This window comes from Leptospira kanakyensis (genome assembly GCF_004769235.1).
GTDB classification, from domain to species: Bacteria; Spirochaetota; Leptospiria; order Leptospirales; family Leptospiraceae; genus Leptospira_A; species Leptospira_A kanakyensis.
In genome coordinates this window covers 74991-97722 of the sequence record NZ_RQFG01000018.1, presented here as the reverse complement: position 1 = coordinate 97722, position 22732 = coordinate 74991, and the positions used below count along the sequence as shown (strand labels likewise).

At 38.5% G+C, this 22732-nt stretch carries 27 protein-coding genes; 11 read left to right on the top strand and 16 right to left on the bottom strand.

The features are described 5' to 3' along the window. Window positions 1-30: 30 nt before the first annotated feature. Entirely contained in the window at window positions 31-1116 is a 1086-nt protein-coding gene (locus EHQ16_RS12965) for a ferredoxin reductase (protein WP_135633943.1), read from the bottom strand. Window positions 1117-1265: 149 nt separating this feature from the next. On the opposite strand from EHQ16_RS12965, the gene EHQ16_RS12960 reads away from it, so the two are divergent. Next, entirely contained in the window at window positions 1266-1883 is a 618-nt protein-coding gene (locus EHQ16_RS12960) for a TetR family transcriptional regulator (RefSeq protein ID WP_135633945.1), read from the top strand. A gap of 51 nt (window positions 1884-1934) precedes the next feature. On the opposite strand, the gene EHQ16_RS12955 is transcribed toward EHQ16_RS12960, so the two are convergent. After that, window positions 1935-3743: a PAS domain S-box protein gene (locus EHQ16_RS12955; protein ID WP_135633947.1), complete on the bottom strand. Its 1809-nt coding sequence runs from the start codon at window positions 3741-3743 to the stop codon at window positions 1935-1937. A 312-nt stretch (window positions 3744-4055) separates the two neighbouring features. Next, entirely contained in the window at window positions 4056-4454 is a 399-nt protein-coding gene (locus EHQ16_RS12950; RefSeq protein ID WP_135585653.1) for a 6-carboxytetrahydropterin synthase, read from the bottom strand. Between the two features lie 64 nt (window positions 4455-4518). Here EHQ16_RS12950 and EHQ16_RS12945 point away from each other — a divergent pair, with 64 nt between their 5' ends. From EHQ16_RS12945 to EHQ16_RS12935, 3 genes are all read left to right on the top strand, one after another. Beyond that, the gene (locus tag EHQ16_RS12945; protein WP_100789227.1) at window positions 4519-4740 is read left to right on the top strand and encodes a DUF1858 domain-containing protein; all 222 of its coding nucleotides are present in this window, start codon (window positions 4519-4521) and stop codon (window positions 4738-4740) included. Between the two features lie 85 nt (window positions 4741-4825). Next, window positions 4826-5782: a fumarylacetoacetate hydrolase family protein gene (locus tag EHQ16_RS12940; RefSeq protein WP_135633948.1), complete on the top strand. Its 957-nt coding sequence runs from the start codon at window positions 4826-4828 to the stop codon at window positions 5780-5782. A 5-nt stretch (window positions 5783-5787) separates the two neighbouring features. Further along, entirely contained in the window at window positions 5788-6189 is a 402-nt protein-coding gene (locus EHQ16_RS12935) for a DUF2721 domain-containing protein (protein ID WP_135633949.1), read from the top strand. A 139-nt stretch (window positions 6190-6328) separates the two neighbouring features. Here EHQ16_RS12935 and EHQ16_RS12930 read toward each other — a convergent pair whose 3' ends face one another. From EHQ16_RS12930 to EHQ16_RS12890, 9 genes are all read right to left on the bottom strand, one after another. Next, complete coding sequence (locus EHQ16_RS12930) at window positions 6329-7246, bottom strand: hypothetical protein (protein ID WP_135633950.1); 918 nt, start codon at window positions 7244-7246, stop codon at window positions 6329-6331. A 204-nt stretch (window positions 7247-7450) separates the two neighbouring features. Next, a complete protein-coding gene (locus EHQ16_RS12925; protein WP_135633952.1) occupies window positions 7451-8461 on the bottom strand; it encodes a zinc-dependent alcohol dehydrogenase family protein in 1011 nt (336 codons plus the stop codon). Window positions 8462-8513: 52 nt separating this feature from the next. Continuing rightward, the gene (locus tag EHQ16_RS12920) at window positions 8514-8945 is read right to left on the bottom strand and encodes a VOC family protein (RefSeq protein WP_135633954.1); all 432 of its coding nucleotides are present in this window, start codon (window positions 8943-8945) and stop codon (window positions 8514-8516) included. 176 nt (window positions 8946-9121) lie between these two features. Beyond that, complete coding sequence (gene ccrA / locus EHQ16_RS12915; protein WP_100789222.1) at window positions 9122-10369, bottom strand: crotonyl-CoA carboxylase/reductase; 1248 nt, start codon at window positions 10367-10369, stop codon at window positions 9122-9124. A 65-nt stretch (window positions 10370-10434) separates the two neighbouring features. Further along, window positions 10435-11346 (bottom strand): LIC11086 family outer membrane transporter, encoded by a 912-nt coding sequence (locus EHQ16_RS12910; protein ID WP_135633956.1) that lies wholly within the window; start codon window positions 11344-11346, stop codon window positions 10435-10437. Further along, window positions 11343-12245 (bottom strand): hypothetical protein, encoded by a 903-nt coding sequence (locus EHQ16_RS12905; protein WP_135633958.1) that lies wholly within the window; start codon window positions 12243-12245, stop codon window positions 11343-11345. Before EHQ16_RS12905 ends, EHQ16_RS12910 begins: the two co-directional genes overlap by 4 nt. Then, window positions 12245-13444 (bottom strand): MbnH family di-heme enzyme, encoded by a 1200-nt coding sequence (locus tag EHQ16_RS12900; RefSeq protein WP_135633960.1) that lies wholly within the window; start codon window positions 13442-13444, stop codon window positions 12245-12247. Before EHQ16_RS12900 ends, EHQ16_RS12905 begins: the two co-directional genes overlap by 1 nt. A 57-nt stretch (window positions 13445-13501) precedes the next feature. After that, on the bottom strand, window positions 13502-14341 hold the full coding sequence (locus EHQ16_RS12895; protein ID WP_135633962.1) for an MbnP family copper-binding protein: 840 nt from the start codon (window positions 14339-14341) through the stop codon (window positions 13502-13504). Between the two features lie 117 nt (window positions 14342-14458). Continuing rightward, a complete protein-coding gene (locus EHQ16_RS12890; protein ID WP_135633965.1) occupies window positions 14459-14926 on the bottom strand; it encodes an LIC_11090 family protein in 468 nt (155 codons plus the stop codon). A gap of 123 nt (window positions 14927-15049) precedes the next feature. Between EHQ16_RS12890 and EHQ16_RS12885 the strand changes: the two genes are divergently transcribed. Both EHQ16_RS12885 and EHQ16_RS12880 read left to right on the top strand, forming a co-directional pair. Continuing rightward, a complete protein-coding gene (locus EHQ16_RS12885) occupies window positions 15050-15376 on the top strand; it encodes an LB_289 family protein (RefSeq protein WP_135585617.1) in 327 nt (108 codons plus the stop codon). A gap of 68 nt (window positions 15377-15444) precedes the next feature. Beyond that, window positions 15445-17421, top strand: coding sequence for a 7TM diverse intracellular signaling domain-containing protein (locus EHQ16_RS12880; protein WP_135633967.1), 1977 nt, complete (start codon window positions 15445-15447; stop codon window positions 17419-17421). 14 nt (window positions 17422-17435) lie between these two features. Here EHQ16_RS12880 and EHQ16_RS12875 read toward each other — a convergent pair whose 3' ends face one another. Next, window positions 17436-19112, bottom strand: coding sequence for a Na/Pi cotransporter family protein (locus tag EHQ16_RS12875; protein WP_135633969.1), 1677 nt, complete (start codon window positions 19110-19112; stop codon window positions 17436-17438). 99 nt (window positions 19113-19211) lie between these two features. Here EHQ16_RS12875 and EHQ16_RS12870 point away from each other — a divergent pair, with 99 nt between their 5' ends. From EHQ16_RS12870 to EHQ16_RS12855, 4 genes are all read left to right on the top strand, one after another. Then, entirely contained in the window at window positions 19212-19697 is a 486-nt protein-coding gene (locus EHQ16_RS12870) for an FKBP-type peptidyl-prolyl cis-trans isomerase (RefSeq protein WP_135579545.1), read from the top strand. 257 nt (window positions 19698-19954) lie between these two features. Continuing rightward, a complete protein-coding gene (locus tag EHQ16_RS12865) occupies window positions 19955-20218 on the top strand; it encodes an RNA recognition motif domain-containing protein (protein WP_035983131.1) in 264 nt (87 codons plus the stop codon). 261 nt (window positions 20219-20479) lie between these two features. Further along, entirely contained in the window at window positions 20480-20686 is a 207-nt protein-coding gene (locus EHQ16_RS12860) for an AbrB/MazE/SpoVT family DNA-binding domain-containing protein (RefSeq protein ID WP_135633971.1), read from the top strand. After that, window positions 20683-21060, top strand: coding sequence for a type II toxin-antitoxin system VapC family toxin (locus tag EHQ16_RS12855; protein ID WP_135633973.1), 378 nt, complete (start codon window positions 20683-20685; stop codon window positions 21058-21060). Before EHQ16_RS12860 ends, EHQ16_RS12855 begins: the two co-directional genes overlap by 4 nt. 3 nt (window positions 21061-21063) lie before the next feature. On the opposite strand, the gene EHQ16_RS12850 is transcribed toward EHQ16_RS12855, so the two are convergent. Genes EHQ16_RS12850 through EHQ16_RS12840 form a run of 3 tightly spaced genes read right to left on the bottom strand, consistent with a single transcriptional unit; the run spans window position 21064 to window position 22214 of the window. Next, entirely contained in the window at window positions 21064-21474 is a 411-nt protein-coding gene (locus EHQ16_RS12850) for a type II toxin-antitoxin system VapC family toxin (RefSeq protein ID WP_135633975.1), read from the bottom strand. Further along, window positions 21471-21713 (bottom strand): AbrB/MazE/SpoVT family DNA-binding domain-containing protein, encoded by a 243-nt coding sequence (locus EHQ16_RS12845; protein WP_135633977.1) that lies wholly within the window; start codon window positions 21711-21713, stop codon window positions 21471-21473. The genes EHQ16_RS12850 and EHQ16_RS12845 overlap by 4 nt, the downstream gene beginning before the upstream one ends. A gap of 48 nt (window positions 21714-21761) precedes the next feature. Beyond that, window positions 21762-22214, bottom strand: coding sequence for an ATP-binding protein (locus EHQ16_RS12840; RefSeq protein ID WP_135633979.1), 453 nt, complete (start codon window positions 22212-22214; stop codon window positions 21762-21764). A 136-nt stretch (window positions 22215-22350) separates the two neighbouring features. On the opposite strand from EHQ16_RS12840, the gene EHQ16_RS12835 reads away from it, so the two are divergent. Further along, window positions 22351-22683 carry a hypothetical protein gene (locus tag EHQ16_RS12835; protein ID WP_208729526.1) on the top strand — a complete coding sequence of 111 codons (333 nt, stop codon included), beginning with the start codon at window positions 22351-22353 and terminating at the stop codon, window positions 22681-22683. The last annotated feature ends 49 nt before the right edge of the window (window positions 22684-22732 follow it).

Below are 22732 nucleotides of genomic sequence, written 5' to 3'. Positions count from 1 at the left end.
CCTAGTGGTGAATTTTCTGATTTACCAAAATTAGAGTTCTAATTCCAAATTTGATTCGGCACGAGAAACACAGATTTGGATATTCTCTTCACCTAACTCAGATACTTCGCCATTTGATAGATCTGTTACAGAACCTACTGCTTTTTTACAAACACAAGTATGGCAAATTCCCATACGGCATCCGCTTTGTGGATAAATCCCTTGGTCTTCGAGTTCTTCTAGTAAAGAACGTTCTCCTTTTACCTGAATGGTTTTGTGACTTAAAGATAAAAAGACATCTACCGTTCCCGTTTTTTTTACCTTCAAAGAAGTCTGACCGGGTAACAAAAAAAGTTCCGATTTGATTTCGTTACCTTCTAAAAGCGAAAGTGCTTTGGTTTGCATGGGGGCAGGCCCACATACATAAACAGAATAGGATTTTAAATCTTCTGCATACTTTTGCAAAATTTCTTTGGTTAAAAATCCTGAATCATATCCTTCTTTAGGAACATCTGAAAAAATATATTTGATTTCTAACCATCCAGTTGATTTTGCAATTTCTTCTAAAGAAGAACGTAAAATGATATCTTCGAAGGATCGAACAAAGTAAAGAAGAGTGGCTTTTCCTTTAAATTGATTTGCCTCTAGTTGTTTCAGAATGGAATGAATCGGAGTGATTCCACTACCACCTGCTAAAAATAAAAACTTAGAAGGTAAAGTTTTGGGAAGGACAAACTCACCAGTTGCCTCACCTAACTCTAATACATCGCCTTTTTTAATGTTTGTATTGATAAAATTGGATACAAGTCCACCTTTTTGGCGTTTTACGGTGATACTTAAAAGTTTATCATCTGGCCGTGAAGACAAAGAATAAAACCGAGTCACTCTCCTTCCTGCAATTTCTACAGTCACAGGAACATGTTGGCCTGAACGAAAACCCTTCCATAACCAGTTGGGTTTCAATACGATTGTCTTTGCATCAGCTGTTTCTTCCCGAACAGCAACGACTTTTGCTTTGATGGCAGTGACAGAGAACCGCGGATTGATTTCTCCCAAAAGAAAATCAGCCCACTCTTTCCCTTGTAAGGAGCTGAGGAACTGCCGTGGTTCGTTAAAGATAAAAGGAAATGTTTTCATTTTCGCCTCGTATTTCGCATTTAAGTGAACACTCGTTCACAGAGATATTTAATAGTGTTAATTTACATTGTTAAGTATGTCAACTCCGAATTGGCCTTTTTGTCCTTGCTTTTTAAAAAAAAGTGAACGACCGTTTACTGAATTCAGTCATGAAACTCAACAAACGCTACGCCCAAAAGCTCCGCACCCACGACAATTTGCTCGAAAGTGCCTTACAATTGATGGGAGAGGAGAAAGGTTTGGGGGATCTTAGCCTTCGGGAAGTGGCAGGAGAGGCTGGGATTGTCCCTGCAGCCTTCTATCGGCATTTTAAAAATATGGAAGAACTGGGCCTGTCACTTGTGGACGAATGTGGAGGGCGGATCCAAACCATCGTGGGGGATGCCAGAAACAAAGGGGCTTACAAATCGGCCTTACAACTGACCATTGGTTTCTTTTTTGACTATGTTACGCACAATCGATCCCTTTTCCGTTTTATCTCCAGAGAACGGACGGGAGGCAACCGAAAGATCCGGGAGAAAATTCGCGAATCGATGAACGCAATTGCTGTCGAACTAGCCAAAGACATGCGAATGCCCAAGATGATCCCACAACTAGACATTCAGTTTGCTTCCGAGTTAATTGTTAGTATTTGTTTTCTTATGGCCTCAGACTATTTAGATCTTGCCACAGATGCTCATTCTGAAATGCGAAAAATAAAATTACAAACCATCAAACAAGTTCGTTTGGTTTTTATTGGAACGATTAGGGGAAGGAAAAAAAGATAACCGATATTTTGAAGTGAGTTAAGTTGAATGATTCAGCGCCTGACATCTCAATCACTTATCATTCGATTTCACTGGAAAGGAAATCATGATGTTAAGCCCTTCTCCTTTTTTAGAAACAGAAGAAAATACACCTTTTAACTGAGAAGTCAAACTACGAATCAACTCATAACCAAAATGGTTCCCTTTTTCGATATTGACTGAATCGGGCAAACCTGCTCCGTCATCTCCCACCGATAAAATGATATTATCATTGGAACGAGAAAGATGAATCCTTACGTCTCCACCCTTTTCACTAGGATAAGCATACTTCAAAGCGTTGGTGAGTAATTCATTCAAAATCAAACCCAAAGGTAGAGTTCGTTTTAGATCCAAACGGATCTCTTCTAATTTGACATCAAACTTAATTTTTGTGGGATTGAGAACAAAAATATCATGGAGACTAAATACTAAGTCTTCTATATATTTACGAAGGTCTACAGATTCTAAATCTTCAGATTGATAAAGATTTTCATAAACCTTTGACATTGACATGATTCTAGATTGAGCGTTAAGGAACGACTGTTTGGCGAGTTCATTTTCAACTTTAAACGATTCTAGATTGAGAAGCCCCGAAATGATAGCGAGGGTATTTTTAACTCGGTGTTGCAATTCTTTCAATAGAACATCTTTTTCTTCTACTGACTTGGCAAGTCGACCTTCCATATCTAAAATCTTTGTGACATCCAAGTTGATCCATAAAATAAAACGTTCCCCAGCAATTTCAAAAGCTTGGCTAAAAACCAATACATCAAATTTTTTCCCATCAGTATGCAGAACAGACATCCTTTCGCCAGACATCCTTCCATTTTCTTGATAAGCTTTATTTAACCTTTCAATTTCTTCTGGATTACTCCAAGCCTTAAACTCTTCCGTTTTTCTACCGATGACTTTTGACTTCTCTAACTGGAAAAGTGTTTCCATCGAAGAGTTCATATCCAAATAAGTTCCTTCTTTTAAAGTAGAAATCGCCATTGGAATGGGACTCAGCTGGAATACTTTTGCATATACACTTTCGCCATCTTTTGGTGGAACCATGATCGATGCGTTTGGAGTTTCTCTAAAAATAATTACAATTCCATTTAGATTTTTTTCATCATCCAAAATAGGTGAAACAGTTTCTGTAACGTTTGTTTCACGACCGCTACGAGAAACAATAATTAAGTCGTTTCTTCGTTCTGTGTGGATGAGATTGTTTGATGAATTTAAAAAAGAATAAGAAACTCGAGTTCTAGCTTCTGCTTGGACTAAATATAAAAAAGAAGTCAGATCTTTTTCTAATACTTCTTCTTTTTGGTATCCCAACATATCTAAAGCTTTGTGATTGATTTCTCTAATTAATCCTTCCGGTGTTAGAACAATGACCCCATCACCCATTGCCTCAAAAGTGATACGAAGTTCTTTTTCACGAAAAGCTAACGATTGTTCAGCTTGATAAAGTTGAAGTGCGGATTTAATCATACACTCAACTATGTCTGGACTCGAAATTTTAGTTACATATCCGTAATGTTTTACCTTACAAACACGATCCAAAATTTTATTATCAGAATAACCACTCACAAATAGAATTGGGATTTCACGGTGAGAAAGAATTTTTTCTGCAAGTTGGATTCCATCCATACCATCAGAAAGATTGATGTCCATAAGTATTAAATCTACTCGTTCTCCAGATAAAATATAATCATAAGCATCGTTTGAATTGGAAACGTATTGTACAGAATACCCTTTGTTTTTCAAAAATTCAGATTGTGAGATGGCCAAGATGGCTTCATCTTCCACAAGCAGAATATGACCTAAACTATGTTTGAGTTCTGTAAGTGGCATGGAGTCTTCTACCGATTTTCATAATGAGCTTGTAGAAAAGCAATCGATTAAGGTGACAATTTTTTATGAAAAAAAAACGAAACTTGTGCAATAAAAATAGAAGGCATATGTTGTGCGTTTGTAGTCCTAATTAGTTAGACTAGCCGATGACGAATACATTATGTCGATTTTTTATCACAAACATTTGTTTGTTTGAGTAAATTTTATGTAAGAATCCAAACTACGGATTGTTTTTTATACCATCTGTTCTTTTTTCAAGGTACTAAGGACAAATACCTAACTATTGTTATAAAGTAATTGGTAAGAAAAATTTTATGGTTCAAAGAAAGCGAGATTTTCAGGCCCTTCATGAATCACGATCCGCCGGATTTTCCCTTCAGAAGATTTTACATCTGCCTTCAAACCTGAATAGAACCAACGCGCCACATTTTCAGAAGTAGGATTGATCCCCTTAAAATCCGGATGGTCATTGATGAGGATATGGTCGATGGAATGCACCAGTTCCATCAGTTTCGTTCGAGCCGTTAGAAAATCGTAAGAAATACCGTCGGGACGAATGTTCGTATTTCCCTCTAAAAACACCTCCACCTTCCAGGAATGGCCGTGGATGGGCTCGTCAGAACCATCGGCAAAGTACTGGTAGAGGAAATGGGCCGATTCAAACCTTCCCTCAATGCGGACGTAAAATTTCCCGTTTTCTTGGGTAAACATTCCATTGACGAATAGAGCATAGTCCAATATTTGTATAGTAATTTCCTTCCTTGGGGTTCTTAAGATGACTGAAACAACAAAACCGCGCTTTTTTAAAGAAATGACTGTGGGAGAGGCTATTGCCATCCACCCGGAAGCAGGTCTAGTTTTCTCCAGCTACCATTTAGGTGGATGTTCACATTGCTCTATTAACGAAGTAGAAACAATAGAACAAGTTTGTATGGGTTATGGTGTCGAAGTAGACACTCTTATCGACTCCCTAAACAATCTTTTCGCAGAAGAATAGACCAAAAAACTTTTCCGTCTACCGCCGGGTCCCAGTGGCCCTCGTGTTTTTTTTATCACCCAAGCTATAGTTTCGTAGGTTTACGATGGCAAAACAATTTGTACGTTTCCAATATAAACACAAAATTGATTGGGGGCTTGTTACCGATGAAAAAATCCTTCCATTACAAACAGGTGATAAAACCACCAAAGATTTGCTAGTTGATCTTCAAAAAAAACGAATTAAACTAAATACCAAATCTAAGAAAACACTGAGGAAAGAAGATGTGGTAATTCTTTCTCCCATCACTGCTCCCTGCCAAATCATTTGCCAAGGTGCCAATTATCACAAACATACATTGGAATCTGGATTAAATCCCAAATCAAAAACATACAATTTATTTTTTACCAAATCGGATGTTGCTCTCACGACTGCTATCGGTGATGTGATCCGACCACACCATGTCGAACTTTTAGATTATGAAATCGAGTTAGGAATTGTTTTCGGTAAAACGATTGATTCCTCTCTTGATATTAACTCCTACAATCCGAATGATTACATTGCTGCTCTCTTCATTGCCAATGATATTTCGGCAAGAGACATCCAACTCCCACAATTACAATGGTATAAAGGAAAATCTTACCGGACTTTTTTACCAGCAGGTCCCATACTTTCTGTTTTAGAACCAGATGATTATCCACTGATTGAATCTTTAGAATTAAATCTAACCGTAAATGGGAAGATAAGACAATCTGCAAAATCAAACCAAATGGTTTATCCACCAAAAGAAAGTATCGCCGAACTTTCACAATTTGCAAGGATACAAGTAGGAGATGTTTTGCTCACGGGAACACCTTCGGGATGTGCACTCAAAGCACCGGGAAAACTAAAACAAATATTTGCAAGTTTTCTACCGGAACATAAAAAGTGGGAAGTTTTTATCAAAGGCCAAAAACGAAGATCTCAGTATTTACAACCAAGTGATGAAATCAAAGCTACGATCCGTACTTCTGATGGAAAGTTGGATTTGGGGGAACAAATTCTTTTGGTCAAACAGGGTTAATTTCATTGGACAACCTAACATACAGTATACCAGGACTATTATTTCCAGCGATTTCGTTACTGATGCTTGCTTATACCAATCGTTTTTTTGGTTTGGCCAAACTTTCGAGACAACTGCTCAGTGAATATGAAACATCCAGATCAGAAATTTTAGAAAAACAAATTCACAATTTACGTTTTCGTATTTCACTCATTTTATATTCTCAAAGTGCAGGAATCTTTAGTTTGATCTTATGCACTTGTTCAATGGGTATGATCCCATTTTATAATATTGTGGCATGGATTTTATTTGCTTCATCACTTTTGTTTATGGTGATTTCGCTTATCTTAGCGCTAATTGAAATACACTTATCGGTGATTGCATTAGACATTGAACGAAATTCTATTTTGAATTCAGGTTCTAAATAAAATGTCTACCTGACAAAATAAAGATTATTAACTATGATAATCCTATCAATCAATTAGAACTTTTCTTAGAATTCATTGCATAAGGCGAAAAGTGAACGGAAATTTTTCCATTCACTTATATGGTTCCGATATTTAGGTATTATTGAAAGATGACCCTCTCTAGGTTATCTAAAGTATTACAATCGGTAACACCAACCGTATTATTTACAGGTGCGACAACGCCGGTTCCAGCACTATAATATACTCTCGTAACAATACCTTGTCCATTGGCAGTGGTAGAATTGATAGAATAGGAACATCTACCACTAATTGTTGGGGCTGCACCGGCGTTGACTGTAGCACAACTACTTGTGGCATTGTAAGTTCCTCCTGGACCACAGAGTGCAGAAGAAAATGTATTTCCGGCCGAAAAGTCAAAACAAGAACTTCCACCCGCATTCGTTAGAAAATTACAACTACCTCCACTATTTACCGCAGAAGGATTATTCACAACTTGTACCTTTACAGTTCCTCCAAAAACTCCCGATACAAAATAACTTTTTACTCTAACACGGTATGTGCCAATAGTAAAATTGTCTTTTATCCGTTCTCTACTTGCACCAGATGTATTTGTATCTGAGGAGTTTCGAACAACTGTCCCAGCAGCGTTTGTTATTTCCAAAACCAAATCGACAGAACTAGTAGTTGTAAATGCAGTGATGATATGATCTGCGGTAGATGTAATATTTAGGTCAAAATCAACTAGGGGACTATTTGTTACGATTGTTCCATTGGAAGCAGTGCCATTAATTGTAATACTGCCACTACTAGTTGGGATCGCTTTACACCGGTTCGTTGTTGTTGATTGATTTAAATTAAAGGCACTTACACATAAAAAACCTGACGCACAATTTGCATCGGAAGTACAGGCAGCGCCATCAGTGCCTGTGCCAGTTGAGGTAGACTTAGGGGCGGCAAGTAACAGCAGTAACAAGGAGTCTTCTGAAGAATTTTCAGACTTAGAAGAACAATTTAGAATAAAAACAAAAAATACCACAAACTGAATCAATTTTTTCATATAAAACCTAACGCAAGATGCACCAAACGTTAGTTTATCGTCAATGAGAATTTGTTAAACTTTTTTAATGGAACTAACGATTATAGCATAATTTTCGTTATAAGTTCATAGTTTAGCACAAAATCCCTGTTTTAAGGGAAAGGCCCAATCGTGAGTTCCGTTGGTTAGGCTAAAAAAATCAGTCTTGCTTCAGTAGAATTGCCACTAAATTCGAATTACAATTTTTCCAAAATGAGATCCCGAACGTAAGTATCGGATTGCCTCGGCCGATTCTTCTAAGGTAAAAACTTTATCAACCACAGGTCGTAAGCCAGAAGCTTCAATGGCCCCGTTCATTTCGATGAAGGCTTTTCTTCCGCCGACAACAAGACCTTGGATTTTTAAATTGTTCATAACAGCAGGGAGTAAGTTCAGTTCCCCTGATTTACCAGCAAGGATTCCAATCAAATGAATCACACCAAACGGACGACAGGCGGCAATGGTTTGTTCCAAGGTTCCAGCTCCTCCCACTTCAATGATATGATCGGCTCCTACTTTTTCTGTGATCCGACGGACTTCTTTTCCCCATTCAGGTGTTTCTTTATAATTGATTAGGTAATCAGCCCCTAAAGTTTTTCCTCGTTCTAACTTTTCATCATTAGATGAAGTAAGAATGACTTTAGCACCAACCAATTTCGCAAACTGTAAGGCAAAAATAGAAACACCACCTGTTCCTTGGACAACAACAAATTCACCTGGTTTTAATTGGCTAAATTGAAATAAACCAGACCAGGCGGTGAGGGCTGCACAAGGTAAGGTGGCTGCTTCTTCATAAGACAAATGTGTTGGAATCCGAACAAGGCCAGTCTCTGGAACTAAAGCGAACTCTCGTAAGGTGCCTAGTAAAGGGCCTCCAATGGTATGTCGCATTTCTGCATGAGTTGCTTCTTTCGCAATCCACTTAGGAGCGAAAGTAAGAAGAACGCGATCTCCCACTTTCCATTCAGTGACTCCAGAGCCAATACTGATGACTTCCCCCGCGCCATCACTGCAAGGAACGAGTGGAAGTGGAAATTTTGGATTGTATTTTCCTTCCACAACCAAAGAATCACGGTAGTTTAAAGAAGCCGCACGCAGCCGAACGAGCACTTCCGTAGCACCGGGACTAGCAGGTTCAGGGACCTCTACAATTTTTAAATGATCCAAACCAAAACTATTGATTTGTGCTTGTTTCATACTTTCCCCTAATTAACATTTAAAAAATAAAACATAACAACGATAATACGAATCATTTGTTTAATACAATTTCTCCATCTTCATTCAAAGGAAAAAAGGGATTAAAGGCCACTTCGAAAATATGACCATCAAAATCTTTAAAGTAAGCACTATATCCTCCCCAAAAAACCTTTGTAGGTTCTTTAAGAATTTCTGCACCTAATGCGCGTACTTTGTTGATTACGGCATCTACTTCTGCCTCACTGGATTGGTTTTGAGCCAGTGTGATACCTGAAAACTTTTGACGTTTTTGAAATGGAATTCCGATATCTTCAGCCAAAGCCTCCTCACCGAATAAACCAAAAACAAGAGCTCCAATTTGAAAAAAAGCAACGCTATCATTGCTTTCTTTTGAAAGTTTCCAACCGAGTCCCCTTTCATAGAAGTCGATGGAGCGTTTTAGATCGGCAACACCCAAGGTGATTAAATTGATTCGTGGATACATAAACGAACTCCTTTAGTTTAAATATGAACTTTCGAGAAATAAAAATTATGATAGAGGAAATGGGATTCACAAAACGGAAGTTTCATGGTAGATGGAGCCATTGGGTGGCGGGTGGTTAACCCCACCCAGTCTAAATAGGGCGGGGACATGTACTCTAAATACTCACCTGAAAAGAATTACTTCTTCCCAAGACCTGTAGTTTTTGCACCAACGAGGATTGACATGTTTCCTGATGGGTGTTTGTTTTCGCGCATCAATTGGTGGCACTCACCAGTTTGTTCGAAACTATATGTTTCTGCCAAAACTGGATCCACTTTTTTATCGATCACGAGTTGGTTGAGATCACGACAGTTGTCGTCGTTTGCGAAGTGAGAACCTTGCAGACGTTTTTGTCTCATCCACAGATAACGTAAGTCAGCTGTTGCATTGAAACCTGTAGTTCCCGCACAAATCACAACCATACCACCTGTTTCACAAACAAATACGGAAGTTGGAAGTGTCGTTTCCCCTGGATGTTCAAATACGATTTGAGGATTTTTGCCTTTGCCAGCAATGTCCCAAATCGCTTTTCCAAATTCACGAGCTTGTTTGGTCCACTCAACAAAAGCTTCTGGTTTGTTGATATCAGAAGTGAGTCCACCCCAATGTTTAAACTTGTTACGGTTGATCACACCAGCAGCACCTAAGTTTTTACAAAAATCAATTTTGTCATCAGAGGAAACAACAGCGATTGGAATTCCACCAGCTGCTTTTACAATTTGGATAGCCATAGCACCAAGTCCACCGGCTCCACCCCAAATCAAAGCAACATCACCAGGTTTTACATCGTTTGGTTTCCAGTGGTGTAACATTCTGTATGCTGTAGCAGCAACTAACATATAAGCAGCGGATGCTTCCCATGTTAGGTGTTGTGGTCGAGGAAGACACTGATGGTCTTGTACTTTGCAAAATTGTGCAAAGGAACCCCAATTGGATTCGTATCCCCAAATGATTTGGGAAGGTGCATACATTGGATCTTTTCCAGAAAGAACCCATGGATCTTTTGGATCCCACATCGCACAATGGACAACAACTTCGTCACCCACTTTCACATTTTTAACTTCTGCTCCAACTTTGTAAACAATGCCTGAAGCGTCAGATCCACCGATGTGGAATTTTTCTGGTTCACCTTTTTTGTTACGAGCTGCGATCACATCAACGGGATATCCAAGGGCTGCCCAAACGTTGTTATAGTTTACTCCAGCAGCCATAGTGGCTACGAGAACTTCGTTCGGACCGATCTCCGGAACATCAATGACTTCTGATTGGAAAGAAGTTTTCGGTTCGCCGTAACGTTCCGGGCGAATGACCTGCGCGTGCATTTTTTTGGGCACAACTCCAATAGGAGGTAGTTCCCCTACTGGTACGATTTCTACGTTGCTCATAGATTACCTTTTACGATTAAAAATTTATAGAGTTTCTTAGAACGTTTTAAAAAAGGCATCTAATGTCAATCGCTTCCCCACTCCATAGAGAAGGCAAATGTCCACGCAGATTGATAGAGTCGATACTCACGATCCCTTTGCAACGGGTATCGATAGGCAATACTCATATTATATTTTTCAGAAAAATTCCAAGAAAACCCTGCACTCGCCTCCGTAAAATAGGATGGATTGGCTTTATCTTTCTCTTTGGAATAATCCACTCCATTATAGGGGTTACGATACAAGAGTCCGGTAAAAAGAGAAATCTCCGGCATCAAATAATACGTCACATACGCGGAAATGAGAGCAGTTTTTTTGAATTCATATTCTGGTTCCGGCGGAGAAGCTGAAGGTTTACGAGCATAATAAGGAATCCCATCATTGTCTTGTAAGTTGTTTGGTTGGGGACGAGAAAGGGGATTTAATCCTCCGATCTTCGTCACAAAGGACCACTTCTCATACAAGTATCCAAGTTTGATAAATCCAGAACCTGTATAATAATTTCCACCAGTGAATCGGTCTGTGTCAGGTCCACTAGGGAATCCAACGGATCCTTCAATCACAAAAAAGTAAGGTTTGTCCAAATCAAAAAACGGTTGGTATTTAAAACCAAGATAGGTTTTTCCAATCCTTGCCGCATCTTCCCTTCCCCTTTGTTGGTAGTAGTTCCAAGGAACAGAAGCATTGAGAGCAAACCTTCCATCAAAAAAATTCATCTCAGCAAAGGCTGTCGTTGTGAAGAGATGGCTATTCTCACGAGTAGACTGGTAATAATCTTGAGTCATTACCAAATAGTTAGTTGGTTTTTCTCTTTTTCCGGTAAAGGGATCCACAAATCTTGCAGTTGCATTCGGACTATCCGACGAACCCGTGTGATGCGAATGAATTGAATGAACGAAAAATAAAAATAGAATGAATGCTAAAAAACTTTGTTTCATCGTTCCACTCCAGGGAAACAACCAGGAAAACTAAAAACAATATCTTCTGCTTGGAGATTTTGCAATAGGATATTATAAAGGTCAACATTTGATACTTTAGAAATGACAACTGGATCCGCTTTAGCACTCAAGGTATCTAAAAATCGAATAGGTGTTCCAGAAACAGATCTATCTTGAAACAAAGCAGACAATGAAAATAGAATTTCAATATTTCCACTCCGACTATTTTTAATGGGAATCTTACACTTTGGTGTGATGGTTTTGGAACCTTGAGGCAGTAGTATGGTTACTGATTTTGTGGTTCCCCCAGTAACATCCATCCTGATATAAATTTCTTCCCAACTTGTATTTGCCACCGCCACGACACCCAGTGGCATACTGGAAATCCTCGTGTTTGGATAAAGAAAACTAGCACCGGTTTCCATCGTACTATTGTACTGAGTGATATTGGAAACAGTGGAAGCAGATAAAAAAGGATAAGTCTTACCATATAAATCATCCGCTGGTAAATCCAAAGGCACCGTATACGGAGTATGTGTTTTTCCTGTAGCTGTGGAAATTCTTTCCGAACTAGAAGTAGACACACCCAAGGTTTGGTTAGGTGGGTTGATTCGATAACTACCAGTTTCCCAATTAATATAAGAACTACTTTGGATCGTGATATTATAACCTACGGAATTACTCGTCAAACTAAACTGATTTAGGTTATCGTCCGCTTGGTCATCATAACTGCGAAGATTGGTTCCTACGGCTACAGTTTGGTTGTTATTAAAAAAGATTAAGTTTTGAAGGATTGTTTGTTTTTCTTTGTTACTGTCCCCCACTGAACCAAAAGTGCAGTGAGAGAAAAGTAAAGCTGCAAGTAAGAACAAAATCCACTGATAATTACATTGTTTCATCAAAAGGGACTCGCAAACTTGGGATTGGTTAAAAACTCATCATCCGTTAGAGCCAAAAGGAAGTTCACCATATCATCTCTTTGTGAATTGGTAATGGTAAAAGCTCTTATTAAAGTTGAATCTTTGACAGTATGGTTTTGCCCACCACTACGATAATGATCCACTACCTTTGTTAAAGCATCTCTTGCACAATCAGTTTTTGATTTACCGCTTGTAATGTTGGGATTATTCGCATTGTCACACATAAAACTGCCATCATGCATATAAGGATAAGTGACCCCAATATTACGTAGAGATGGTGCTCTGAATTTCCCTGTATCGAATGCGACACCTGTTAAGTCAAATAACCCTCGTTTGTTGCTAGGGAGACCCGCGTAATAAGCATCTGTGTGAATTCCATTGCTATGATAAAAAAATTCTTCCGTTGCCCCACCATGAAACGAAGTATCCGTAAAATTAAATCCGCCGTGACAATGGAAACATTCCGCTACCTCCCCATTAAATAAATTGAGTCCTCGTATCTCAGATGCTGTGAGAGCAGACTTGTTGTTTCTATAATTGTATTGGTCAAATTTGGAATTTCCTGAAATCATCGATCTTTGGAAACTCGCAAGCGCATAACGTACATTTTGTTCATTAACTCCAGAACCGCCAAATGCTCTTTCAAACATAGGAGGGTAAATTGGATTGGATGATAGTTCATTTAAAAAATTATTATTTTGCAAACCAAGTTCTATTGGTGTTTCTCCAAACATCGGAGCGCGAGCCTGAATTTCCAAACTTGTCATTTTAGGATTACTCCAAGTGAGCCTTGGCATATAGGCAACATTCGAAAGATGTTGAGCGTTTCTTGGATGAGCCTCACTTGTGATTCCACTAGGAAAATCTTTTCCATCAGCGAATGCCAAGGATTGGAAATGGCAACCACTACAAGCCATCGTTCCGTTCCCAGACAACTTCTTTTCATAAAACAAATGTCTACCTAATTCTACTTTTGCTTTGGACATAGGATTGTCCGAAGGAACATTTGGCACGGGAAAACCAGGTGGCAAATCCCAATTCCAATCCGAGGCTGTAGCTAAAATTCCAAGTGCCGCAAGTAATAGGTCTTGGTTGTTTTCTTTTTTTTGGAACGGAAGAATGTTACAACTAAAGAGAAAACTAAAAAAAAGAAATAAAGAAGGGAGGTAAAATTTCATAATCGATATCCTTAACAGTATAACGGGTTGGTATACTTGATACCAACCCACACAATACTACTTTAAACTAAAGATCCTTTGAGTGTATGTTCCATCGGCAGCACCATTCGTTTCATTCAATCCAAAGGCACGGATCAAAGGCAAACAGGCTGCAGAACCATCCCCAGGCATACACATACCCATTGCTCCGTATGTATGTCCATTGAGTAATTTGTCTACATCAAGAGATATCTTTTGATTCCCAGAATTGAACTGGCCAGTCAGTTGAATGGAAGCACGAAATTTTTTCGTACAATTTCCATAGTTTGGTGCTCCACTACAAGTAGTAGATCCTAAATGCAAACTAGTCCAATTTGTACCATCATAAGTAAACTCGATATTTGAATGTTTGTATCCACCTGTCCAAGACCAATACATAAGACCAATATTCAAAGGAGACTTTTGATTCGTACTATCTAAATGATTTAATGCTTCCGGAACGCCGACTGTATATTGAATGCCAGTATAACTTCCCGCCGCAACAGTACCGGTTACTTTACTGTTTGTTTCGGTTGTTCTTGTTGTTTCTAAATCCACAAGAGCCACTCCATTGGATTGCCAAACATTGTCAGTAGACAAGGATACATCTACGGTTGATCCATCAGCTTTTACTAGTTTCACTTCCGAAATATACAATCGAAAGTCACGAAACTGAACAGTTCTACTATCAGCTGTAATATTCGAACCAGTGACTAGGGGTTGGCCATTCGCCAATGCCTCAAAGTTGAGATTCACAGGTTGTGGCATCGCCAGAGCCAACAATGCCAAGGTTTGGTTGTCGTCTGATTTGGAATTCGGATCACAGGAAACCACCCCGAGTATTGAAAGAAAAATAAAAAACTTCTTAAATATGTTCATAAATACCTAATATTCTAAAATACGATTGTTGTTTTGTTATCAATCGATGGGAAAAGTTAAAATGAAAACTCATTCAAACATTCACCAATCAATCTACTAAATTTGAAATTTTAGAATTTAGATACGGGGTGGTCGAAGTAAAGAAGGGATTTTTCCATCCAGAAGAGTGGAAGGAGACTCAGTCATTCTATAAATGATATCAGATGAGGTAACCAATTTCACTGCTAAATTTGGTCTATCCATCGTTTGGTGATGGGTTCGTAAATTAAGAGCATCTTTCTTTTGTTTTTTGCAGGAACAAAGGTGGGCTTCTCCCGATTTTGCATCATGGCAACTGGGTTTGAGGGTTTCTTCCGAATTGTTAGCGTGGTCATGCGAGGAAACTAAGGAAGTTGAGGTTTCCCGATCTTCAGAAAAAAGTTTATCTTCTGCATTCCCATGTTTTTCCTTTTTGGATCCATGGTTGCATTGGCAGATTTTTGACGCGGATTCGACGCAATACCCCAGTAACCCACTCCCTAAAAATAAGAATTGGGTGCAAAGAAACAAGGCCAGACTACCGGCAATCCACCGTTTGCAGAGCATCTACCCCATAGTGAGCCACCCAACCCAAAAATCGAGCCAATTTTTGGACAAATTTGGTGTCGTCCCTCCTGCCCTTTGAAAACATGGTCTTGGAACCAATGCAAACGAGCTAGAGGCCATCAGATGAAACGCACGGAACTTGAACGCAGGGAAAGAGAACTGCGAAAAGCAGAAAAGAAAAAGATCCAACCCGGAGAGAAAGAAGCCATGAGCGTGGGCGATTATATCGACTCCCTTTTTGGAATGTTTCGATATGATTCGGATGAAATTTTTAACGCATCCGATGATGAAAACATTCTAGAACTTCTGGAAAACATGAAAATGGAACACCCAGAAAAACAATGGGACGTGATCATCCGCAAGGCTGTGAACAAAACCAAAGTAGAACAAAAAGAAAAGGCTTACGACTCTCTTCGTATCCTTGCAGGAATTCCTGCAGTCACCGCTTAATTCCTTTTTTTTCTAATACAAACAGATTTACAAAGGAAGGTCTTCGTCTTATACTGTGACCTTCCTGTATGAAACAGACCCTCACCTTAATTCTGTTATGTCTCTTTCATACAAACTTATTCGCTGAACCAAAAACTTGTCCGATTACCATCCCTATCCCGTTTTCCTCCATCCAGGGAGAACCTTTTGACCTGTCCGGCCAACTAGTATATTTTACCAAAAATCCTCCAATCCATACCGTTCTCGAAGTTTCAGATTCATTCCAAACTTTACCGTTAGAAAACTCAAACGGAGTCATACCAAATTTCGGTAATACGGACAGACAATATTGGTTTTGTTTTGTCATCCATAACGATGTAAACGATTACAAACGCATCATCACCTATATCAAATACCCTTTACTCGATGAAGTTAAATTTTTCGCATTACGAGAATCAGGTGACGTTTCAGAAAACACCCAAGGCAGACGTTATCCTTTTGAGAACAGAGATAGGGACTACCGAGGATTTAGTTTTGCTACCGATTTGTTACCAAGTGAAACCGTTACTTATTTTGTTGGTATAAAAACAGACAGTTCTATGTCCGTTCCACTTATGGTTGCGGAAGAAAAGAATTTTTATACTTTTACAACCTGGGACACCTTACTCCAAGGAATCTATTTTGGAATCGTTGGTGTCATGAGCATTTACAATCTTTTTGTATATTTTATGGTTAGGGACAAAGCATATATTTTTTATGTTTTGTATCTTTGTATTTCTGCCATTTTATTCCAATTTTCTTTACAAGGACTGTTACCTGTTTTATTTTTCCCGAACTCTCCTGAGTTAGTATACAACTCACACAACTTACTTTACTTTTTATTTTTACTCACCTGTTTCCCAATGAGTATTACTTTTATGAATTTAAAAACCAATGCGCCGATGATTCGGAAATGGTTTTTGGGACTCATGATTCTTTCAGTGATTTGTATTTGCCTCCTGCCTTTTTTGTCCTACCGGTTGATGAACCAAACAGGAGATATATTTTCGTTTTTATTAGCATTCTTTGCTTTGTTCGTTTCTTATTACGTAGCCTTTGTCAAAAAATTTCCACCAGCAAGATTTTATTTTTACGGATACTTTATGGTGATTGTAGGTGGGCTTGCCACTGTTCTGAAATATATGGGATTTTTTCCGGTCAATGTTTTCACCGAGAATTCATTCCAAGTGGGTATGGCCATTGAAGTTTTACTCATGGCATTTGGACTTGGTGACAGAATTTCCGTGGTTCGAGAAGAAAAAGACAAAATCCAACTCAAAGCAGAAATCGACAAACAAAAGTTAATTGCTTTTGGAAAAGAACTTAAACTAGCCCAAAAATTACAAGAGTCAACACTCCCACAAATCCTTCCCAAATTTCCAGGCCTTGTAATCAAAACCGGTTATTTTCCAGCATCTCTAGTGGGTGGTGATTTTTATGATCTTACGGTGTTTGGCAAACACCAAATCTGTTGTTTGATTGCAGATGTCACTGGCCATGGTGTACCGGCTGCCATTGAAGCGGCCATGTTAAAAATTGCTTATATGCAAACCTTGGCTTTTGCGAACAAACCAGGAAAGGTTTTGGAAAGTATCAATGTTTCTCTAGCAGGAAATTATAAAAATCAATTTCTAACGGCCAGTGCCATATTTATCGATTTGGAACAGAAACTTTTAAAAGTGGCAAATGCAGGCCATCCCGCCTTATATAAGTTCAATGAAAATTCTACATCAATTGAAGTGATCCGACCCAAAGGCAAACTCATTGGATATTCAAAAGAAGTCCAATATCCAGAAGAAACTCATAAACTATCGACTGGAGATAAAATTTTACTATTTACCGATGGGATTTGGGATTTGTGGGAAAATGGTGATTCGGGAGAAGAGGAACTCATCAATTGGTTACTAAAAAGAAAGTCAGAATCCGTAGAATCTTTGTATGGTGGGATTGATGAACACATTCGTCTACGAAACCAAGAAGGCCCCGCAGACGACGATATAACTTTTATTCTATTTGAAATTAAATAACAAACAAATGCGGACTAAACGTCCGCATAAATTGCCGCATTTAGTAATCTGGAAATATTGTCCAAGTTACGAGAAATATCACGATAAAGAAGTGCTGGCATCAAATTGTCTTTTTTCTGATACTTTTTCTTCTTCACTTTAGAATCATTCTTTTTCACAGAACGAATCATTTGGAAACGATACTCACGACTTTGGTTACGAATCTGCGGGTTTCCAAGGATATCGAAAGTTTCACTTTGGTCCAAGTTCACAAGTAGAATGTCGTAGTGGTGTTTGAGTAAATCAATTTGGTCTTTGACTGTATGACCGAACGTTTTGTCCAGGGATACCTTTTGACGGTACGATTTTCTCATTTTCCTAGCAATGGATGCAAAGTTATCACCCATTTCTTCCACAGCCTTCACTCTTTCCATAATTCCCAAAACGTCTTTCGCATAGTTTCCGGTAATACCGGTCTCTTGGATTTGGTTTAGGTAAGTCAAAACCTCTGTTCGAACTTGGTCTAACTCTTCTTCTTTTTTTAATACCTGAAGGACACGAGTTGCATCGTAAGGTTGTAATAAAATTTGTTCAGTCAAACGAAGGAAATCATACGTATCACGAATGATTTTTTTAGTAAACTCAACAAGTTCTACCATCGCAAGTTCTGTTGTTTTCACAGATCCAGCTTGCAAAAGTCGAATGGAATCTTTATCTTTTCCTGTTTTGGAAGCAAATCCATCCACAATGGCACTCACCACTTTGGTGATTGTATTCACAAACCAAATGAGAATGAGAGTGTTTGTGATGTTAAACATTGTATGGAAAAGCGAAATATGGAACCTTGTAGATTCTTTATCAGTGAGTGGATCCCCTGGAATCAAATCATCGACAATACCGGTGAAAAATTTGAAGAAAAGGAGCGCCCATATCACTCCGAACACATTGAACAAGGTATGTGCGAGTGCTGCCTTTTTAGCATTTCGATTTCCTGGAATGGCGGCAAGGTTTGCCGTAATTGTTGTTCCAATGTTTTCACCAAGGATCATACCGTATGCAGCATCAATTGGTATATAACCGGAGAATGCGAGTGTAATGGTAATCGTTGTAGAAGCAGAAGAAGATTGGATAACAATCGTTAACAAAGCTCCAATCAGAACGAATAACAATATGGTGTTAAATCCCATATTTGTATATTGTTGTAAAAAGAGAAAACTTTCCGGATCTTTTGCACTATCAGGAACGGAACTTTTTAAATAATCCAATCCTAAAAACAAAAATCCAAATCCAATGAGGAAACTTCCCCAACCGGATCTGCTTTCTTTGCGTGAAAAATTTAAGATCACCCCTGCTGCCACAGCTGGCAATGCAAACGATGCAATGTTAAATTTAAAACCTAAAAAGGATACAATCCAAGCAGTGATGGTGGTTCCAATATTGGCCCCCATGATGACACCGATGGCTTGTGCGAGCGAAATTAAACCAGCATTCACAAATCCAACCACAAGAACGGTGGTTGCCGAGCTGGATTGTATTGTAGATGTAATAAATAGTCCGCTGAAAACAGCAGAAACTCTGTTTCTCGTCATAGACGAAAGAAAGGAACGAAGCCGATCTCCCGCCACACGTTGTAAGGACTCACTTAGTAATTTCATCCCGTAGATGAAAATCCCGAGCCCACCTAAAACTTGAATAAGTAGTGACCAATTCATAGATGTAATATTTCCAAGGTTTAATTTCTTTGATTACAATTTGGTACCAACCTTTTATTCGGTTGCAGTATTTTTTTCCGTTGGTACTTTGTAACCAATATGTCAAAAACCATCAGCAAAGGAATGGTTGTAGGATTTTCCTATCACCTAAAGAACGCCCAGGGAGAAACTCTGGACCAATCAGACGAACCACTATTATACCTCCACGGCTGGCAAAATATCATTCCCGGTTTGGAAAAAGAACTAGAAGGATTAGTGAACGGAGATTCTAAAAATGTAACTGTACCACCTGAAGATGGTTATGGGACATATAACGAAGCTCTGATCTTTCAAGTTCCCAAAACGGAACTTCCTGCGGAAGCAGAGTTAGAAGTGGGAATGGAATTCCAAACCGACACTCCTGAAGGTAGAATGGTTCTATACTTACAAGAAGTTCGTGATGCAGATGTCATTTTGAACGGCAATCACCCGTTAGCCGGAGAAACCCTCCACTTTGCGGTGACAATTAAGTCCATTCGCGAAGCTACAGAAGAGGAATTACAACACGGTCACGTGCACGGTCCAGGCGGACACCACCACCACTAGAATTCTCTTTTTTCGTAATTTTCTCTCTGGGTCTTCTTTCAGATTGCTTTTTTTAGAAAGGGTAATTACACTGACAGAAGATTCAGAGTATTGTTGATTTTCACCGCCGAAGTAGTCCTTTCAAGCTTGCACGCTGGTAGCTTTCCTAAGTTTTTCCCTGCATTTTTCTGGAGTTCTTACCCAAAATCCCTATTTAGGGTTCCGACGATTGTAAATCTAGAATTCCCGAGTCAACTTTAACAAACAGGACAAAAACTATGTCAGTAAACATTTACGTTGGCAACCTCTCTTACGATATGACTGAAGGTAAACTCAGTGAGCTTTTCGGAGCACACGGAGCAGTAACTTCTGCAAAAATCATCACTGACCAGTATTCTGGCCGTTCTAAAGGTTTCGGATTCATCGAAATGAAAGATGGAAAAGAAGCTGATAACGCAATTAAAGAACTTAACGGAAAGAACATTCTTAACCGTGAGATGAAAGTAAACATCGCAAAACCTAAAACAAACAACTGGAGATAATCCAAGTTTGTTAAAAGACCGTCGCTTAACTTAAGGTTACGCGGCGGTTTTTTTTGCCTTCCCCGTTTTTGAATTAAAAACAATACACTAACCTCTCCTCCTCCATTTAAACTCTATCTAACCCAATTACCAAAACACAAACGAATACTCAAGATTTGTTGTCTAGACTGAATTTTTCAAAATAAATTCTTTCCCATTTCTTCATCTTATCCCATTGACAAATGATCGATCATCATTTAGTAATACGATAGAGGTATCGATATGGGAAAAGTAACCGTCTCACCAAAATTTCAAGTGGTCATTCCAAAAGAAATTCGTGAACAAATTGGTGTTAAAGCTGGAATGAAACTCGAAATCATAACATTAGGAAATCGTATGGAGTTAATCCCTATAGAACCCATTAAAAAATTGAAAGGTTTGTTATCCGGTATGGACAGGAAATTAGATCGTGATGGAGATCGAATTTGAATTTAAATGTAGTCGATTCTTCTGGATGGTTAGAGTATTTCAGCGGGACGAATCGAGCGGATTTATTTTCTGCAGCCATTGAAAAAACGGAAACCTTGCTTGTTCCAAGTTTGTCTTTATTTGAAATTTTCAAAAAAGTTTATAAAGAAAAGGGTGAAGACCTTGCTCTTAAAATTGTAGCCCATATGCAACTCGGCAAGGTGATCAATTTGGATTCGAGAATTTCTATTTATGCTGCAAAGATCAGTGTAGAAAATTCGATTCCAATGGCAGATAGCATCATTTATGCAACAGCCCAATTAAATAAAGCAACACTTTGGACTCAATACAATGATATCAGGGGTCTACCAGGGGTGAAATTTTTCGATAAGTAGATTTTAAATTGAATGCACTTCCAAATTCAATTTTTTTAAGGACTTGGAAAAATTCTGATCGAATGTAACAATTTTTGCATCTAAATTTTGACAGGCTGCCGCAAGTACTGCATCTCCATAATCTTTAATGTTGTGAGGCCAAAATTGGAATATTAGGTCTGGATCATAAGCTGCTTCATATTTTACACCTGGATTTGCAATCAAGTCTCTTATCATTTGATTGATTTTGTTTTGTTCAATAGAGTAAATACTTTTGAATACAAAGACTATTTCAGAAATATTATGTGAAGTCAAAATGACTTCATGTTCCAAACGAGATACCTCGTTCCAAAATTGCACCATCTTTGTATGTTGTTCTAAATTTCTTTGATTCAAAAACGAAATGTAACAATTTGTATCTAAAATCAATTTCATTTTGAATATCTTTTTGCCCTTTCTTTCCAGGCTTTTCCTATATCTGATTTAATATCAGAGGATCCTTGATTGAGAAACCCCTTATATTCCAAAAAGGGTTTGTTTGCTGATTCGATATGAATCCCTTTTTCATCAATTGACCATTCAATCACATCTTCCATTGAAAGTTTTAACGATTCTCTAATCTCTTTAGGTATCGTTATCTGATATTTTGAAGTTATTTTTGATCTCAGCTTCATACCTTACATTAATAGAAAAAGTAAGGAAATGTCAAGCCCAATCCCCCCCTACAAAACCACCTGATACTTTGCTTTCATCTTCTCGATTTGTTCATCTGGAATCTGATGTACATTTTTTCCACCATGCCTGTTCTCCACAGTCACAACATGAAATCTATATCCAAATTCTTTCGCCAATTGAGTGTAAGGTGAAAGTTCCCAATCCAAAGTAAATGTATTATCCACGATCACAAAAGGAACACCATGTTCGAGAGCTTGTTTTGTTTTGGATTCGCAGTCTTTGTATGCTAAATGATTTTTTTGATAATCAAAATGATATTCACCAACTTCATTTTCAAAATAGGAATCAATCGAAAAGATAGGGGCTCCATTCGTAAGAGAAAGGGCTTTTGCCAAACTAGTTTTTCCGGAACCAGGAATTCCTCTTAAAGCAAGTAATGTTTTGTTTGTATTGATATTACTGAGATCGGTTCTCAAGTTTTCTGATTTCGTCGGTTCCATTTTCTAAATCCTAGTTCTTTTTCCCCTTAGGGAAAGAGAAAAATCTCGCCTGGAATGATTCTATCTGAAAGGATAGAACAGAAACAAGGAGACTTTTGTGTCATACGAAGCTTATAAACTCATCCATATTTTCGGAATGTATCTTTTATTTTTATCGCTCGGGGGAATCACTCTCTACACCGTCAACGGGGGAAAAAAATCGGAGAACAAATTCAAAACTGTGGCGGCCATCACTCATGGAGTAGCCCTCCTACTCATCATCGTTGCCGGATTTGGCCTGATGAAGTTTCGAGGAATTTCTCATTCCGCACTTCCAGTTTGGGTGATTTTAAAAATCGTCATCTGGCTTGCGTTTGGTGGACTTTTAGCAATGGCTTCCAAAAAAGAAAAATTTGCCAAAATCCTTTGGTTTGTATTTCCGCTTTTGGGACTCGCGGCAGCTTACCTAGCATTTTACCAACCGTTTTAATTTTCTAAAACAAAACTCTCCCGGAAAATCTTATGCGGGAGAGTATCAT

Coding starts and splice junctions, on each gene's coding strand:
- EHQ16_RS12965 (WP_135633943.1), bottom strand. CDS start 1,116: ATGAAAACATTTCCTTTTATCTTTAACGAACCACGGCAGTTCCTCAGC.
- EHQ16_RS12885 (WP_135585617.1), top strand. CDS start 15,050: ATGAAACGCACGGAACTTGAACGCAGGGAAAGAGAACTGCGAAAAGCA.
- EHQ16_RS12945 (WP_100789227.1), top strand. CDS start 4,519: ATGACTGAAACAACAAAACCGCGCTTTTTTAAAGAAATGACTGTGGGA.
- EHQ16_RS12910 (WP_135633956.1), bottom strand. CDS start 11,346: ATGAAACAAAGTTTTTTAGCATTCATTCTATTTTTATTTTTCGTTCAT.
- EHQ16_RS12860 (WP_135633971.1), top strand. CDS start 20,480: ATGGGAAAAGTAACCGTCTCACCAAAATTTCAAGTGGTCATTCCAAAA.
- EHQ16_RS12845 (WP_135633977.1), bottom strand. CDS start 21,713: ATGAAGCTGAGATCAAAAATAACTTCAAAATATCAGATAACGATACCT.
- EHQ16_RS12900 (WP_135633960.1), bottom strand. CDS start 13,444: ATGAAATTTTACCTCCCTTCTTTATTTCTTTTTTTTAGTTTTCTCTTT.
- EHQ16_RS12940 (WP_135633948.1), top strand. CDS start 4,826: ATGGCAAAACAATTTGTACGTTTCCAATATAAACACAAAATTGATTGG.
- EHQ16_RS12905 (WP_135633958.1), bottom strand. CDS start 12,245: ATGAAACAATGTAATTATCAGTGGATTTTGTTCTTACTTGCAGCTTTA.
- EHQ16_RS12950 (WP_135585653.1), bottom strand. CDS start 4,454: ATGTTTACCCAAGAAAACGGGAAATTTTACGTCCGCATTGAGGGAAGG.
- EHQ16_RS12875 (WP_135633969.1), bottom strand. CDS start 19,112: ATGAATTGGTCACTACTTATTCAAGTTTTAGGTGGGCTCGGGATTTTC.
- EHQ16_RS12960 (WP_135633945.1), top strand. CDS start 1,266: ATGAAACTCAACAAACGCTACGCCCAAAAGCTCCGCACCCACGACAAT.
- EHQ16_RS12835 (WP_208729526.1), top strand. CDS start 22,351: ATGTATCTTTTATTTTTATCGCTCGGGGGAATCACTCTCTACACCGTC.
- EHQ16_RS12955 (WP_135633947.1), bottom strand. CDS start 3,743: ATGCCACTTACAGAACTCAAACATAGTTTAGGTCATATTCTGCTTGTG.
- ccrA (WP_100789222.1), bottom strand. CDS start 10,369: ATGAGCAACGTAGAAATCGTACCAGTAGGGGAACTACCTCCTATTGGA.
- EHQ16_RS12925 (WP_135633952.1), bottom strand. CDS start 8,461: ATGAAACAAGCACAAATCAATAGTTTTGGTTTGGATCATTTAAAAATT.
- EHQ16_RS12840 (WP_135633979.1), bottom strand. CDS start 22,214: ATGGAACCGACGAAATCAGAAAACTTGAGAACCGATCTCAGTAATATC.
- EHQ16_RS12865 (WP_035983131.1), top strand. CDS start 19,955: ATGTCAGTAAACATTTACGTTGGCAACCTCTCTTACGATATGACTGAA.
- EHQ16_RS12920 (WP_135633954.1), bottom strand. CDS start 8,945: ATGTATCCACGAATCAATTTAATCACCTTGGGTGTTGCCGATCTAAAA.
- EHQ16_RS12890 (WP_135633965.1), bottom strand. CDS start 14,926: ATGCTCTGCAAACGGTGGATTGCCGGTAGTCTGGCCTTGTTTCTTTGC.
- EHQ16_RS12880 (WP_135633967.1), top strand. CDS start 15,445: ATGAAACAGACCCTCACCTTAATTCTGTTATGTCTCTTTCATACAAAC.
- EHQ16_RS12930 (WP_135633950.1), bottom strand. CDS start 7,246: ATGAAAAAATTGATTCAGTTTGTGGTATTTTTTGTTTTTATTCTAAAT.
- EHQ16_RS12870 (WP_135579545.1), top strand. CDS start 19,212: ATGTCAAAAACCATCAGCAAAGGAATGGTTGTAGGATTTTCCTATCAC.
- EHQ16_RS12850 (WP_135633975.1), bottom strand. CDS start 21,474: ATGAAATTGATTTTAGATACAAATTGTTACATTTCGTTTTTGAATCAA.
- EHQ16_RS12895 (WP_135633962.1), bottom strand. CDS start 14,341: ATGAACATATTTAAGAAGTTTTTTATTTTTCTTTCAATACTCGGGGTG.